The 15,117-nt window shown below is 55.1% G+C and carries 10 protein-coding genes; 5 read left to right on the top strand and 5 right to left on the bottom strand.

The genetic code is table 11. The features are described from left to right. Positions 1–74 precede the first annotated feature (74 nt). Complete coding sequence (porU2, locus tag CHB83_RS11675; RefSeq protein WP_089332748.1) at positions 75–4,625, top strand: putative type IX secretion system sortase PorU2; 4,551 nt, start codon at positions 75–77, stop codon at positions 4,623–4,625. Positions 4,626–4,729: 104 nt separating this feature from the next. Here the strand turns inward: porU2 and CHB83_RS11670 are convergent, their stop codons facing one another. The 3 genes from CHB83_RS11670 to CHB83_RS11660 form a co-directional block, all read right to left on the bottom strand. Beyond that, positions 4,730–5,215, bottom strand: a complete 486-nt coding sequence (locus CHB83_RS11670) for a dihydrofolate reductase (RefSeq protein WP_089332747.1) — start codon at positions 5,213–5,215, stop codon at positions 4,730–4,732. A 53-nt stretch (positions 5,216–5,268) separates the two neighbouring features. Beyond that, on the bottom strand, positions 5,269–6,243 hold the full coding sequence (gene fmt, locus CHB83_RS11665) for a methionyl-tRNA formyltransferase (RefSeq protein WP_055562618.1): 975 nt from the start codon (positions 6,241–6,243) through the stop codon (positions 5,269–5,271). A gap of 151 nt (positions 6,244–6,394) precedes the next feature. After that, positions 6,395–7,645, bottom strand: coding sequence for an exo-beta-N-acetylmuramidase NamZ family protein (locus CHB83_RS11660; protein ID WP_089332746.1), 1,251 nt, complete (start codon positions 7,643–7,645; stop codon positions 6,395–6,397). Positions 7,646–7,696: 51 nt separating this feature from the next. Here CHB83_RS11660 and CHB83_RS11655 point away from each other — a divergent pair, with 51 nt between their 5' ends. Next, positions 7,697–8,914 (top strand): ABC transporter permease, encoded by a 1,218-nt coding sequence (locus tag CHB83_RS11655; RefSeq protein ID WP_089332745.1) that lies wholly within the window; start codon positions 7,697–7,699, stop codon positions 8,912–8,914. A gap of 57 nt (positions 8,915–8,971) precedes the next feature. Here the strand turns inward: CHB83_RS11655 and CHB83_RS11650 are convergent, their stop codons facing one another. Next, on the bottom strand, positions 8,972–9,658 hold the full coding sequence (locus CHB83_RS11650; RefSeq protein WP_045688057.1) for a peptidoglycan DD-metalloendopeptidase family protein: 687 nt from the start codon (positions 9,656–9,658) through the stop codon (positions 8,972–8,974). A gap of 222 nt (positions 9,659–9,880) precedes the next feature. Here CHB83_RS11650 and CHB83_RS11645 point away from each other — a divergent pair, with 222 nt between their 5' ends. Next, positions 9,881–10,978 (top strand): ferredoxin--NADP reductase, encoded by a 1,098-nt coding sequence (locus CHB83_RS11645; protein ID WP_055562617.1) that lies wholly within the window; start codon positions 9,881–9,883, stop codon positions 10,976–10,978. Between the two features lie 158 nt (positions 10,979–11,136). Beyond that, positions 11,137–12,882: a M3 family oligoendopeptidase gene (locus CHB83_RS11640; RefSeq protein WP_045688058.1), complete on the top strand. Its 1,746-nt coding sequence runs from the start codon at positions 11,137–11,139 to the stop codon at positions 12,880–12,882. 244 nt (positions 12,883–13,126) lie between these two features. Here CHB83_RS11640 and CHB83_RS11635 read toward each other — a convergent pair whose 3' ends face one another. Next, positions 13,127–13,714 (bottom strand): hypothetical protein, encoded by a 588-nt coding sequence (locus tag CHB83_RS11635; RefSeq protein ID WP_089332744.1) that lies wholly within the window; start codon positions 13,712–13,714, stop codon positions 13,127–13,129. A 303-nt stretch (positions 13,715–14,017) separates the two neighbouring features. Between CHB83_RS11635 and thiL the strand changes: the two genes are divergently transcribed. After that, entirely contained in the window at positions 14,018–15,049 is a 1,032-nt protein-coding gene (thiL, locus tag CHB83_RS11630; protein WP_089332743.1) for a thiamine-phosphate kinase, read from the top strand. The last annotated feature ends 68 nt before the right edge of the window (positions 15,050–15,117 follow it).

Raw genomic sequence — 15,117 nt, 5'->3', positions numbered from 1 at the left:
ATTGGTAAACTCCTAGGGTCAGTCTAGAGCAAGGCTGGCGGCTAGAGGGGCTTTTACCTCGTCGATAGTACGATATGAAACAACCCTACACTCTGTTAACCCAACTACGCTACCGTTGGCTATTGCTGGTCGTATTGCTGTGGAGCGGCCTTGCGCGGGCGCAATCAGGCCCGTACGGCAACGAATGGATTGTGCCCAGCCAGCAGTACTACAAGATTAAATTGGCGCAGGATGGCCTATATCGCCTTGATTACCAGTATCTCACTCGCGCGGGCATAAGCGGGGTGAATCCACAGCGCCTACAGTTGTGGCGTCGGGGGAGGGAGGTAGCTATCCACGTAGGGGGCAATCAGACGTCGTTAGATGCCACTACCTTCATTGAGTTTATCGGTCAACGTAATGATGGGCTGCTTGACCGGGGCATGTACAAAAATGCTACCGACCAAGCACACCCGTTCTATAGCTTGTATACCGATACCGCTTCTTATTTCCTAACCTGGTCGGCTACCGATAATGGTCGGCGCATGGCGGCTTCTAACCTAGCGGGTACTGGTACTCCCCACGCCATCCGGATGAAACCGGAAATGCGCGTGTTAGGGGAATGGTACACCGATATTCAGCTGAGTGCCTTCGTATTTCAGCCGTGGGCTGAGCCTAACGAAGGCTTTTTAAGCGCGCACATTAGTCCTAATAGCTCGCGAGATTTCCCAGTGAACCTGGTGCAATCGGTAGCAGCACAGGGGCAGGAACCCCAAGTAGAGCTACTAATAGCAGGGGCTACCACGGCCACACATGCGGGCGTAGTTTACGCGCTAAACGCATCGGGTGCGCAAAGGCAGCTAGGTACGTTCCAGATTGCCGGGGTAGGGAAGGTAAAAGGACGTTATATATTACAGCGCAACGAAATTACGGGCGGCACTGCTCGTATTCGGGTTGCCCTTAATCCTGTTACTGGTAATCCTAACCCTGCTCCACTAATTCGGTTAGGGTATGTACGGTTGGTATATCCACAAACCAATCGGTGGTTTGCTGGTACTTCTCGTCTTTATTTTGCTAACGATTCTACCCAAGCAGGATCAGCATACTACCAGCTTGATAGCTTGCCAGCTACAGTGCGCGGGTATGACATTACGGATCCGTACGCAGTACAACGTATAGAAGGTACAGCAGGCATTGGACAGCAGCGTAGCTATGTGTTTCCAAACGCTAACGGCCGCACTCGTGCCCTGCTGCTAGCCGATGCCGCCACACCTTTGGTGCCTGGAGTTGCGCGCCGGGTTCAGTTCCGGCAGATTACTCCCTCTGCACACAACTACCTGATTGTATCGCACAAACTGCTGATGAAGCCAGTCGGTAATGTGGCGAATCCTGTGCGGGCATATGCTGACTACCGGGCCTCAACGACTGGCGGCCGGTACGATACCCTGGTTGTAACTTCTGATCAGCTGTATGACCAATTTCATTATGGAGAAAAGTCTCCGCTAGCCATCCGGCAGTTTGCCCAATGGATGCTAGCTGGTAGCACGCGGGAGAAATCGTTGTTCTTGCTTGGTAAAGGGTTAGTTATTGGCGAGTATGATTGTGGCACCTACCATCGTCATAATCCAAAGCAGTACAGCCGCTGCCGGATTACCGCCACAGATACAGCATCTTCTCTAGATCTGGTGCCAATGAGCACCCGTGGCGCGTCAGATATCTTCTTCACTGCCAACTGGCAAAATAATAACTACGTAGCTCAAATGGCTACGGGTCGGGTGGTGGCGAAGAACTCTTTGGAGGTGATGGCCTACCTCAACAAGATAATTGAACACGAAGCTGGCGGGTTGGAGTCATGGCGTCGAAATGCTATACACATGGCGGGTGGTCAAGACACATTGGACTATCGAGACTTTAATGCCAAAGTGGATGAGTATAGTGCAATTATTCGTCGTCCACCATTTGCGGCTAATGCAGTACGAACTTACCGGCGCTCCGACTATCCAGGGACTGGCACTCCTCATCCATTGAATATTGCGGCAGAGTTGAATAGTGGAGTATCTATTATCTCCTATTTTGGTCATGGTGACCCGGAACGACTTGACTTCGACTTAGCCAGAATAGATGTAGCTTCTAGCGGGTATGCCAACAAAGGCAAATACCCAATGATGTATGTAAGTGGATGCGCTGCTGGTAACGCCTTCCGAGCAATTCGCTCCTTTGGTGAGCGTTTTATTCTGGCTCCTGATAAAGGTTTTCTAGGTTTCCTGTCCGAGTCGAGCTTTGGCTTCCCGGAGGATTTGCACGAGATGCATACGCAGATGTACACGCTACTATTCAACGACCCAGAGTGGTATGGCAAGCCAGTAGCTGCTGTGCAAAACGAAGTGTCTCGCCGTCTGCAGCCCAGTTACGCTAGTTCGCAGGCAGCAGTAGCAACCCTTATGAACACAGTATGGCAAGGTGACCCCGCTTTCCGTCTGTTTGCGCCGTTGAAGCCTGACTTCCAAACTAACAACGCCTCCTTACTCCTACCCACTAACATTCCGCTGAACGCAGCTGCTGTTGACCTGCGCGTGACGGTGCGTAACCCCGGTCGGACCACAACTGGTCAGCTACAGGTTCGGGTGACGCGCCGTATTGGTTCTCAGACCTTCCCCACGTTGGTATCGGTACGGCAAGCCCGCCGCGACACGACCTATATTATCTCCCTCAACAATCTGAACCTAGGGGATGTCAGTGGCCTCAACACATTTGTAGTAGACCTGGACCCCAATAATGTGATTGATGAGCTGGATGAGACGAACAACCAAGGCACCATCACCTACACCTTCTTACAGGGCGGCGTAACGACACTGAGCCCCCCCGAATTCGGTATTGTGGGTACCACGTCCGTCCGCCTAGTCGGACAAAACAATATTGCTACCACTACCAGCCGCGAATACGCATTTGAGCTAGACACGGTCCAGACGTTTACGAGTGACTTAGTGCGCCGTACCACAGTAAACGCTGTAATGGTACCAGAGTGGTCCGTAACGTTGCCTGTAGTAGCCAACCCAGATAGCGTAGTGTGGTACTGGCGCGTAAAGCTAGCGGCCCCGCAAACGGGTGAAAGTGCTGATTGGGCAACGAGTTCTTTCCGTGTACTCAATGGCCGCACAACAGGGGGATGGTCGCAAAGCCACGTAGGACAGTTTTTGCGTGATGAACAGGCCGGTGTATCAGTGGCCGCCCCTGGAGGCAAATGGTCATTTGATGCTGGTAGCCAGCAAGGCAACATTACCTCTACGCGCATCGGGCCTGCGGTGCAGTGGGAAACACTTTACCATACAATTCGCGCTGGCTCCTCGGGCAGCTATACCCTGCAACTCACTGGTATTGATACCCTAGGTAACTCGGTAGTGCTGAATCCGTCTGTAACCAGCCGTGCCCTAAGCCTGAGCACTATATCGGCTAAGCAGTATCCGTATTTGGAGCTGCGAGCCATAGTGCGTGGTACAGGTAGCAGCCCAGCACCTCAACTAGAGCAGTGGCTCGTTACGTACGAAGGAGTGCCCGAAGGAGTGGTACGGCCTTCTGCTACGCCTCTCACGGCCGCCACACTGCGGCAGCAAGCTCAGCAAACAGGTAAGATTACGGTACCCGTTACATTCCAAAACGTAGCTGACTTTGCTTTTAAGGCGCCGCTCAAAGCGTACATCGTAGTGCGCACAGACAACAGTACTACCACGCCGCGCGAAAAGTATTATAACCTCACCGGGCCGGCGCTGGCTGCACACTCCCAGCGCACCTACCAAGTAGAGCTAGACGTGCGTGACCTGTCGGGCACTCTGTCGGGCCAAGTGGTGCTGAACCCCCGTCGCCAGCCTGAGTTGTACTACTTCAACAACGAGCAAGCACTCCCGCCCTTCCAGGTAGCAAGCCAAGATACGCCTCCAGTGCTTGACGTAGCTTTCGATGGCCGTCACCTCCTCAACGGTGATATCGTGTCGGCTCAGCCGCTAATTACGGTGCAGTTGCGCGACCAGGACCGGCTGCGTCCTATCAAGGACCGCACGGCTTTCTCTCTGTTCCTGTCGTCTCCCAATTCTACTACTACCACGGCCCTTAACTTGAACGCAGCAAATGTAGTATTTGCGGCCGACTCGGCCCAGGGCGTGGCGCGGTTAGAAATTCAGCTCGGTAAGGACACAAAGCTGGCCGATGGGGTATACGTACTGGAAGTGCAGGGCAAAGATGGTGCTGGCAATTTGGCGGGTGCTGAGCCCTACCGCATTACCTTCGAGGTCATCAGTGAAAGTGGTATCACCAACGTATATCCGTACCCGAACCCCATTACCAGCAAAGCAAAATTTGTGTTTACGCTGACGGGCAATGAGCTGCCGCGTAACATGAAAATCCAGATTATGACGCTGACGGGGCGGGTAGTGCGCGAAATAATGATGAGCGAGCTAGGTAACCTCCGGATTGGTAACAATATCACCGATTACGCCTGGGATGGTACCGATACGTACGGTGACCGGCTGGCCAATGGCACGTATCTGTATCGTGTGATACTCGATGATGCCGAGGGGACCTTTAAGCACCGAGACACAGCCGGCGACAAAGCCTTTAAAAAGGGCTGGGGCAAACTCGTTTTGCTGCGCTAGTCCGGCGTTAGATAGTCATGCAAAAAAGCAAGAGTCCCGACCGTGTACATGGTCGGGACTCTTGCTTTTACGGCTTCAAGGCTAGAGTAAGCTCAGGAAGTAGCTTACCGCCGACGGAGGGTTACGAAGCTAAATGCATATGCATGTTTCGCGTCGGGCTCGTGTCGCTCCCGGGTTTCCTCACGCCACTCCAAAGGGTTGAGGTCAGGAAAGACCACATCGCCTTCGAAGGCGTAGTGTACCTCCGTGAGGTATACTGTGTCGGCGGCAGGAAGGGCTTGACGATAGACTTCACCGCCCCCAATTACCATGACATCTTCGTTTACTGCCCGAGCCATTTCTAAGGCTTGTGGCACTGAATGAGCTACCTGGCACCCCTCGGCTTGCCAATCTAACTGGCGCGTGACCACAATATTGGTGCGGTTGGGAAGGGGGCGGCCGATGCTCTCAAACGTGCGTCGGCCCATCACAATGGGGTGGCCCTGGGTGAGCTGTTTAAAGTGTTGTAAATCAAGTGGCAGGTGCCAAAGCAGGCGGTTTTCGCCCCCAATGACGCCATTATCGGCTACGGCTACTACTAAGGCGGTCATGTGCTACTGCAAAAGGTAAATGGTGGAAGCAGGCCCTGAAAGGCCGCGGGCTATTACTGCGGAGCCACCAGTGAACTAGTATTGAAACCTCGCAAGAAGTCCAGTATAGCCATCCGCTTCTTACCCTCTAGTTGTACGTCAAGCAAGTCAAGGAGGCCGTCGCCCGTTTGCACCCGTAGGTAGCTGCGGCCGTCGGTATGCCAAGTGCCAGGCGCAGTAGCATCGGGGCCGCTGGCATCCTCATCATCGAAGGGTTGCGCTTTAAAGATCTTGAGCGTGCGGCCGTCGGGTAGTTGGGTGAAGGCGGTGGGAATAGGTGAAAGGCCCCTCACTACATTGGCTAGCGTCGGCGCCGACTGCTGGAAGTCCAACCGACCGGTTTCTTTCTGAAGCTTTGGCGCTGAGCGTAGCTCTGGTAGCTGCGGCTGCGGAATGCTGGGGGCGTTGCCGGCCGCAATAGCTTGCACGGAGCGCAAAGCAAGGGCCGCGCCTGCGACTTTCAGCTTTTCATAGAGCGAGCCAAAATCATCTTCTGGCGCAATAGCTACCGTGTCTTGATAGATCAGATTCCCAGTATCGATTTCGTGCTGCAGGAAGAAGCTGGTCACACCCGTTTGCGTATCGCCGTGCATGAGTGCCCAGTTGATAGGAGCCGCGCCGCGGTACTGCGGTAGCAACGACGCATGAATATTAATGGACCCTAAGCGCGGCATGTTCCACACGGTCTCGGGTAGCATTCGGAAGGCTACCACCACTTGTAAGTCGGCGGCGTAGCTACGGAGCTCTTCCTGAAAGGCAGGATCCTTTAAGTTCGTCGGCTGTAGCACGGGCAAGCCGTGCTGCACTGCTGCCTGCTTCACTGCCGATTCTTGTAGTTGCCGGCCGCGTCCAGCTGGTTTGTCAGGAGCGGTAAGCACAGCTACTACCTCGCAACCCGGCCAAGTCGTGAGAGCGTTGAGCGTAGGCACGGCAAACTCGGGCGTACCCATAAAGATGATGCGGAGTGGAGAATCAGGCGTCGATGTCATAGGCGCAAAAGTATGAAACCTATCTTCCCTGAGTTAGCATCTGCTCCAGAGCAAACCTGCCGCTGGGCAAAGCCTACCCCTCATTTCAGAGAACTAGGTTTGCTCAGCGGCAGGCGGTACAGGGCAGCGGCTAAACTGCGTGGGCGTGCTGTTAGGCCTCGGGGTACAGCAAGTATTTTTTGCGCAGAGCTTTGTAGCGTCCCAAGGCTGGCTCCCACGATTGCCGAATCTCTTGCTCTGATTTGCCCGCAATAACCTGCTCGCGCAGGCTGCGGGTCCCGGTAAGTTGTTCAAAGTACTTACCGAAAAAGTGCTCTTTGTCGGTGCTCTGCTGGTAGAAGTCGAGCAGGTACTTCATTGAGAATCCGATGTCGTTGCCAGTCTGGCGCAGATCTTGGCCGTAGCAGCGCTTCCCATTTTGAGGTGGGGTAGGCGAGCCGGCGTTAGGAGCCGGCGTGAAACTGAACGGCCGAGTAGCGGGCTGGGTGGGCGCCCCAATAACTTCAAAAGGAAATTCGGTGCCCCGCCCCACGCTCACGTCAGTACCCTCAAATAAGCAGACGGTTGGGTAGAGAGCTACTGAATGGGCCGTGGGTAGATTGGGAGAGGGGCGCACGGGTAATTCGTAGCGCGTAGCATGTGTATAGCCTTCCACGGGTATTACCGTGAGCTTGCACCGCCGCCCACCAGCTAGCCATTTCTCGCCGTTAATCATCTTGGCTAGCTCTCCTACCGTGAGGCCATGTACCACCGGAATGGGGTGCATGCCCACGAATGACTTGTGGGCGGCCTCCAACACGGGGCCGTCGACATACCATCCGTTAGGATTGGGCCGGTCTAAAACAATAACTTCTTTGCCTTGCTCCGCCGCGGCCTCCATCACGTAGTGCATGGTGCTGATGAAGGTGTAAAACCGTACGCCCACATCCTGAATGTCAAACACCAGCACATCAACATCCTTGAGCATGTCTGGCGTCGGCTTTTTGGTAGCGCCGTAGAGGCTCAGCGCCGGCAGGCCGCTACGTTGGTCACGCCCGTTTTTGATGGTAGCGCCGTCGGCGGCTTCACCCCGGAAACCATGCTCTGGTCCGAAGATAACATTGACGCCTACCCCCTTTGCCAAGAGGGTATCGACGAGAAAAGCCTGCCCAACGCGAGCCGTTTGATTCACAACCACGCCCACCCGTTTGCCCTTAAGCAAGGGCAGGTACCGGTCGAAACGCGCAGCCCCAACGCGTAGGGTAGCTGCCGCCGAAGAAGCAGGTAGTACCACCTGGGGTGGGGAAGTGGTTGATTGTATGAGCGGAGCGCCGCCCTGGGGTGGGGTAGTAGCGGGTGTGTGGGTGCAGTCAGCCAGCAGTAGCGCCAGGCTCAACAGACTCGTGGGAAAGACCGAAATCATGGCAGAAAGCAGGGGCTGGAAAACTGGTCGGGTTACCGTAGCTTTACGCCGGTGAACGTTTCGCAGTACATATCTAACAAAATTGACGGGGGAGCCGATTCCGGCTCGTTTACTTCGTCGGTGACAAAGATAGCCATCATCAGCATTGCCATGGGGCTAGCGGTGATGGTGGTCTCGTTTGCCATCCTCGAAGGTTTCCGCAACGAGATACAAAGCAAGATCTTTTCCTTTGGCTCTCACTTGCAAATTAGCAAGTACGATACCAACAATTCGTTGGAAGTAGAGCCCATTGGTGAGCCACAGCTGATTCAGGAACTGAAGCGTAACCCGCAGGTTAAATCCTTCCAGCCCTTCGCGCGCAAAACCGCCATCATCAAAACCAAGGATGAAGTGCTGGGCGTGGTGCTGAAGGGCATTGATGAGAAAAATGGCCAGTCGTTGATGCGGAAGAACCTGGTGGAGGGTAAGTTCTTGTCCTTCCCTGATTCCTCAGCTAGCAACGACGTGCTGGTTTCGCGCAAGGTAGCCGACAAGCTGCGCCTCAAGCCCGGCGACAATGCCCAGTTCTACTTTATCCAAAATCCGCCCCGCGTGCGCCGCTTCACCGTGCGCGGTATTTACCAGACTGGCCTCGATGAGTTTGACGAGGTGTACGTCATTGGTGATATCCGGCAGGTGCGGGACCTGGCTGGCTGGCCCGATTCTCTGGTGGGCGGTATGGAAGTCACGCTGAAAGACTTCCGCCGCCTAGATATCGTAGCCGATAACCTCTACGAAAACCTGCGCTACGATCTTAAGCTTGACAAGATTACCGAGCAGTATGCGCAGCTATTCGACTGGCTGCAACTGCTGAATCGCAACGTAGTTATCTTCCTGCTGCTGATCATCTTCGTGGCGACGTTTAACATGGTAGCCACCATCTTTATCATGATTTTGGAGCGCACCAACATGATTGGGGTGCTGAAAGCCATCGGCGCTACTGATAATCAGATCCGTAGCATGTTCTTCTTTCGGGGCCTCAGCTTGACGATGCGCGGCATGCTGTACGGGAATATTGTGGGCTTGGGCTTCTGCGCCATTCAGTACTTCTTCCACCCCATCCCCCTGGACCCCGAGAACTACTACATGGACCGCGTACCCATTCACTGGGACCTGTTCATTATCCTGGTGCTCAACGCCGCTACCTTCCTTACCTCTTTGCTGGCAGTACTGATTCCTACCTATCTTATTGCCCGCATCAAGCCGGTTACGGCCATTAAGTTCGACTAAGTCTAAGTTCAATAAACAACCGACGCCTGCCTCTACTTAGGGGCAGGCGTCGGTTGTTTATAGCCACTGGCTTTGGAGTATCAGGTTTGGATCGGGGCACAGAGCGGCCCATTTCTCTTGCTCTTCTGGCAGGGCTACTCCTGGAAAGTCTCCCGCTAAACCAAGCATGTCGGCAATAACTTGGAAATGCAGGTGTGGAGGCCAGTCGCCATTTTCAGGTGCGGGGCCTACTTCCGTAAATGTTTCCCCTTTGGCAACAGTCATACCTGGGCGCAGGAGTAGGGTTTCGCGGCGGCTAAGGTGGCCATATAGCGTGTAGAAGGTGGCGTCTTCGAGGCGATGCTGCAAGATGACGGTAGGGCCATAGTCGCCAAAGTTGTCATTGTCCTGCACGCTGTGCACCACGGCATCTAGCGGCGCCAGTACCGGAGTGCCTGCCCGCAACCACACGTCCACGCCCAGGTGCAGGGAACGGGCGGGCACGGCGGGGTCCCCGAACAGATCGGGGCTGCGCCGGTAGATAACTCGGTTTTCGAGGTAGCCGCCCACGCCAATGTGAGCTTGTTGTGCTTCTAGCAAGCGGACTACCAAGGCTTCGAAGGCGGCGGTGTCGCGCAGATCGGCATCTTCTAGCAGCGGATTGGCGGCGGTAAAATCGAGGCGGGCCACATCTGGGGCGTTCAGGTCGACGGGTAGTACCGGGCCAAACTCGTGCTGGTGGCGCTCAAGTAGCGAAGCTAGCATAGGATAAATAGGAAGGAGGCGCGGTGTTAGCGCAGGGTAAGTGTTTAGGTCTGATTGAGCAAGGGCTTAGAACTGGGGTAGGCCGCCCGCAAAACCACGAGCGAACTACGGGCGTAAATTTTACACGTTGCCCTAATGCACCGCAAGCTAAAGCATACGCCACATTATCCTGTATTTTTGCGGCCCAATCACACAAGCCCCTGCCACGTTCCTGTAGTATATATGAGCAGTCCCTACCTCACGCTTACCGTCGTTGCCCTTACCCAAGAAACGCCCGACACCATTACCATTCACCTGGAGCGACCCGACCGCCAGCCCGTAGCCAGCGACCCTGGTCAGTTCCTGACGCTGATTTTGCCCTGCGGACCCGGCGGGAAGAAAGAACGCCGTGCCTATTCCCTGAGCAGCACGCCCGCCGAAGCTCCTCGCTTGTCGGTGACGGTGAAGCGCGTGGTGGGTGGCCTTATGAGCAACTATCTGCTGGATACGGTGCGCGTAGGCCAGCAGATGGAAGTAATGGCACCCCTGGGCAACTTTACCCTCAAAACGGCCCCCAACTCGGCCCGGTCGTTGGTGCTGGTAGGAGCTGGTTCTGGGGTCACTCCTCTGATGAGTATGCTAAAAGCGGTGCTGCGAGAAGAGCCCCAGAGCCACGTGCTGCTGGTGTATGGCAACCGCAATGAAGAATCGGTAATATTCCGGGACCAGTTGCGCCAACTGGAGCAGCAATACGCCAGCCGCTTCCAGATTGAGCACGTGTATAGCCAGCCTAAAGGCCCCATTACGGCGCACCAGCACACGGGCCGCCTCAACCGCACCATGCTCCTGCGCATTTTGGAGCAGCGCCATTCCTTCCCGGCTGCTCAAGCCGAGTACTACCTCTGCGGCCCCGATGGGATGATGATGGAAGCACAATCAGCGCTGGAGTTGCTGGGCGTGCCAGCTAGCCGTATTCGCCGGGAGAGCTTTGTGGCCGCAGCCGATGCTACGGAAGCCGCTGGCAGCCACGGCGACGTTTCGGCCGCCGAGGATGACGGCACTATTGTTACGCGTACCGTCACCGTCAACTACGAAGGCTCGGAATACCAGTTTAGCGTCGAGCCCAACCAAACCATCCTGGAGGCTGCTCTCGACCTAGACATCGACTTGCCATACTCCTGCCAGGCTGGCTTGTGCACCGCTTGCCGCGGAAAGTGCCTCTCAGGCAAAGTGCATTTGGATGAGCGCGAGGGCTTGTCGGATTCCGAGCTGAACCAGGGCTACGTACTAACCTGCGTGAGCCACCCGCTAACGAGCGACGTCGTGATTGAAATAGGGTAGACATCTGCCCCGAAGTATTGTTCTACCCCGTAGAGAAGCACAACGGCTGCTGCACGGATTGTATCCGTTGCTGACTTCGTTGCTTTTCTGCGGGGTAGATGCATTTTCTACCTTATTGCAGCGTTACTTTTCTTCGCGCTTCCCGTATCTTCCTTCTTATGACTTTCTACTCCTCCGCCACTGCTGCCGATTTGGCCACCGACACGCAGCGTCCGCCCCGGCAATACCTGCCCGAAGAATTCAGCGTAACCGATTGGGCATCCCTTGAGCCTTTTTTTGTCGAACTGCGCGACCGGCCGGTCGCTTCGGCGGAGGCTCTGGAGCGCTGGCTACTCGACCGCTCAGAACTAGAATCTGTGTTGAGTGAGGATTTGGCTTGGCGCTACATCCGCATGACGTGCGACACGCAAGACGAGGGACGCTCCGAGGCATTCCAGTATTTCGTAAGCGAAATAGAGCCCAACGTAGCACCCTACGACCACGCCCTAAATGAGAAAATGGTTGGGTCGGAATTTCTACCGGATTTGGACCCCGCCCGCTACCGCGTATTTATTCGCTCAGTGCGGCAGGCCCTGAATATCTACCGGGCCGAAAATATTCCGCTCAAAACTGACATTAGCACTAAGCAGCAGCAGTATGCCGCCATTGCGGGTGCTATGACTGTAACGCTTGATGGCGAAGAAGTAACCTTGCCCCGTGCCGCCGACCGCCTCAAAAGCCCTGACCGTGCTGTGCGGGAAGAAGCCTGGCGTGCCATTCAGAATCGCCGCCTCCAGGATGCGAAACCACTTGATGCTCTCTTTACGGAGCTGATTGGGTTGCGCCACCAAATGGCCCTGAACGCGGGCTTCTCAAACTTCCGCGACTACATGTTTGCGGCATTGGGTCGCTTCGATTACACTCCCCAGGATTGCTTTAATTTCCACCGGGCCATACGCGAGACGGTAGTACCGCTGATTGACGATTTGGACCTGGAACGCCGCCAAGACCTGACGCTGCCTGAGCTTCGGCCCTGGGACCTGGACGTTGACGTGTCGGGCAAGGCTCCGTTGCGGCCCTTTGAAACGGGCGAGGAACTGCTCGAAAAGACGATAACGGTATTTCAGGAACTAGATCCTTTCCTAGGTGACTGCCTACGCACAATGCGTCAGATGGGACATCTCGATTTGGAGTCGCGTAAGGGCAAGGCACCTGGTGGCTACAACTACCCCTTGGACGAAACCGGCGTGCCATTCATCTTTATGAATGCCACCAGCTCCCTGCGTGATGTGGTGACTATGCTGCACGAAGGCGGCCACGCTGTACATAGTTTCCTGACGCGGCGCCTACCCTTGGGAGCCGACAAGCACCCACCATCAGAAGTGGCCGAACTGGCCTCGATGAGCATGGAGTTGATGAGCATGGATCATTGGGACGTGTTCTTTGAGGATGCTGATGAGCTACGCCGGGCCAAGAAAACCCACCTGGAAAGCGTATTGGAAACCTTCCCCTGGGTAGCAACTATTGATAAGTTCCAGCACTGGGTGTACGAGAACCCCCAGCATACGGAGCAGGAACGCCACCAGCGCTGGACGGCAGTATTCGATGAATTCAACCAACGGACGGTAAGCTGGAAGGGCTTGGAAAACTACAAGCCCTACCTGTGGCAGAAGCAGCTGCACCTCTACGAAGTGCCCTTCTACTACATTGAGTACGCAATGGCGCAGCTAGGTGCTATTGCCGTATGGCGCAACTACCGCCAAGATGCCGAGCAAGGACTAGAAGCCTATAAACGGGCATTGGCGCTGGGCTATACGGCTCCTATTGGGGAAATTTATGCCGCTGCCGGTATTCGGTTCGACTTCTCGACCGAATACCTGCGCACTCTCGCCGATTTTGTGCACGACGAGATGGCCCGCCTCTAAGCGAAACGTAGCGCAACAAAAAGGGCGGCTGGGATATTCCCAGCCGCCCTTTCTTTATAGTGTATACCTTAATAACAACCGAAACGAAGGATGGAAAGGAATAATAGATGAATGATTTTGTCTGTATGAGCCCCAAGATGCCCCAAACGTTGCATGGTCTTTTTATAATATCATAAAGTGTTGATATACAGAAATAAAAAACACTCCGCCGGGCTGGAGAGTGTTTTTCTAGGGTATCTAACCACTACTTTACTGGCAAGGTAAACACGGGCAAGGGCTTGAGCTTGCTATACTGCCCGCCCAGTTGTGCCAGTTCTGTGGCATGCACTTGCAGGTAATTATTGAACCGAGTGGCCGCTTGGTCGTATCGCACTCGAAAGCTAATCAGGCTCACATCGGCGTCCTGGATGCGGTCAGTAAGCGTCTTGACGGCGGGAGCGGGCTCCCGGCCTGCGGGTAGTGCTAGTTGGTACACCACTTTCATCAGGGAGTCCTGGGCGGTATCGTAGGCATCAATCCGGGCCGACTCCGCCATGGTGGTTTGGTCGTAGCGGAGGGTTTTCAGCCGGCTGTTGGCTCGTTGCAAGTCACGCAGTTGGGCTCGGTCGGTGCCGGGCTGTCCTTCCAGCGCAGTCAGTACGTGGCGCAAGTCTTGCAGCTTGGCATCGTCGCTGCTTACCATCTCCGTCCATCGCGCCTGAACGGTATCGCGCAGAATATCTACCTGCACTTTCACGGCCGCCGCCGAAGCAGGATCAATGACCTTGGGCGTGCGGTTACAGCTCGTAGTTGCCAGAGTACAAACCAGCAACAACCAAAAAATATGCTTCATGTCTTAACCAGTAGGGAATTGTGCAATGAGCCAACGAAATTGACTGCAAAAACAATCAATAGTGGCGAAAATGCTGCCATTGTGCGTGTATAATTTTCCGCACTCAGATAAACGGGCCAGAGACTAGACTTGCTGATCTGCGCCGACTAAGGATTTCCTGTTAGCTGCTGCGGCACGGTGCTATACACCGTATGATTGAAGCGTGCACCAGCCCAGATGCATACCTTTGCAACCCACGTACGTTTTGCCTATTGCCTCTGGCCTAGTAGCAAGACCTGACCATTCTGCAACCTCCGTCATTTTATGAGCGACGTCACTCCATTAGATAAAGTAGGCGAATTTGGCCTGATTCGCCGGATTCAAAACACCGTGCACCAGCTACAGCCTAGCACCATCCTGGGCATCGGCGACGACGCGGCCATTATAGCCCCGCCGGCTGGGCAAGAAGTAGTAGTGAGCACCGATTTGCTGGTGGAAGGTGTACATTTTGACCTCACCTTCTGTCCCCTGAAGCACCTCGGCTATAAGGCCGTTGCAGTCAATGTATCGGATGTAGCCGCTATGAATGCCACGCCCACGCAACTGGTGGTAGCACTCAGCTTGCCAGCGCGCTTTTCGGTAGAAGCCGTGGAGGAGCTGTACGAAGGGATGCGCCTGGCCTGCGAGGCCTACCATGTAGACTTAGTAGGTGGCGACACCACGGCCAGTCGCGGTGGCCTCACCATTGGTATCACGGCGCTAGGGCAGGTAGAAGCTGGGAAAGCGGTGCGCCGGAGCGGGGCGAGTCCCAATGACCTGCTGTGCGTGACGGGCGATTTGGGCGGCGCATTTTTAGGTTTGCAAGTCCTAGAGCGTGAGAAGCAAGCCTGGCAAGCCGACCCCGAAACCCAACCGGAGCTTGGCAAATATCCCTACGTACTACAGCGCCAGTTACGCCCTGAGGCCCGAATGGACGTAGTGCACGAACTGCGCGACTTGGGTGTGATGCCCACCAGCATGATTGACGTGTCGGACGGGCTGGCTTCGGAGGTGCTGCATTTGTGCCAGGCTAGTGGTACCGGCGCCCGTATCTTCTCCGAAAACTTACCTATTGCTAACCCCACTCTGGAGGTGGCCGAAGAGTTCAACCTCGACCCCATCATGTGCATGCTCAATGGTGGTGAGGACTACGAACTGCTGTTTACCATTCCGCTTACTGCCCACGACAAAATCAAGAATCACCCCGATATCACCATCATCGGCCACATGGTAGACCGTAGTGAAGGGGCCAACCTCATTACCAAAGCTGGCCAGCCCGTGCCCTTGCGCGCGCAAGGCTTCCAGCATTTCGGGTAGGCGTCTCCTTATAAAGCCAACAGCTCACCGACTCGCTAGAAAGTCGGTGAGCTGTTGGCGTTTTGGGG

The organism is Hymenobacter mucosus (genome assembly GCF_900188255.1).
Lineage (GTDB): Bacteria > Bacteroidota > Bacteroidia > Cytophagales > Hymenobacteraceae > Hymenobacter > Hymenobacter mucosus.
The sequence above is the reverse complement of the archived record's forward strand: the minus strand, read 5'-3'. Positions and strand labels throughout refer to the sequence as shown.

Excerpts from the sequence above, each read along its gene's own strand:
- CHB83_RS11635 (WP_089332744.1), bottom strand. The coding sequence starts at position 13,714 with ATGAAGCATATTTTTTGGTTGTTGCTGGTTTGTACTCTGGCAACTACG.
- porU2 (WP_089332748.1), top strand. The coding sequence starts at position 75 with ATGAAACAACCCTACACTCTGTTAACCCAACTACGCTACCGTTGGCTA.
- CHB83_RS11645 (WP_055562617.1), top strand. The coding sequence starts at position 9,881 with ATGAGCAGTCCCTACCTCACGCTTACCGTCGTTGCCCTTACCCAAGAA.
- fmt (WP_055562618.1), bottom strand. The coding sequence starts at position 6,243 with ATGACATCGACGCCTGATTCTCCACTCCGCATCATCTTTATGGGTACG.
- thiL (WP_089332743.1), top strand. The coding sequence starts at position 14,018 with ATGAGCGACGTCACTCCATTAGATAAAGTAGGCGAATTTGGCCTGATT.
- CHB83_RS11670 (WP_089332747.1), bottom strand. The coding sequence starts at position 5,215 with ATGACCGCCTTAGTAGTAGCCGTAGCCGATAATGGCGTCATTGGGGGC.
- CHB83_RS11650 (WP_045688057.1), bottom strand. The coding sequence starts at position 9,658 with ATGCTAGCTTCGCTACTTGAGCGCCACCAGCACGAGTTTGGCCCGGTA.
- CHB83_RS11640 (WP_045688058.1), top strand. The coding sequence starts at position 11,137 with ATGACTTTCTACTCCTCCGCCACTGCTGCCGATTTGGCCACCGACACG.
- CHB83_RS11660 (WP_089332746.1), bottom strand. The coding sequence starts at position 7,645 with ATGATTTCGGTCTTTCCCACGAGTCTGTTGAGCCTGGCGCTACTGCTG.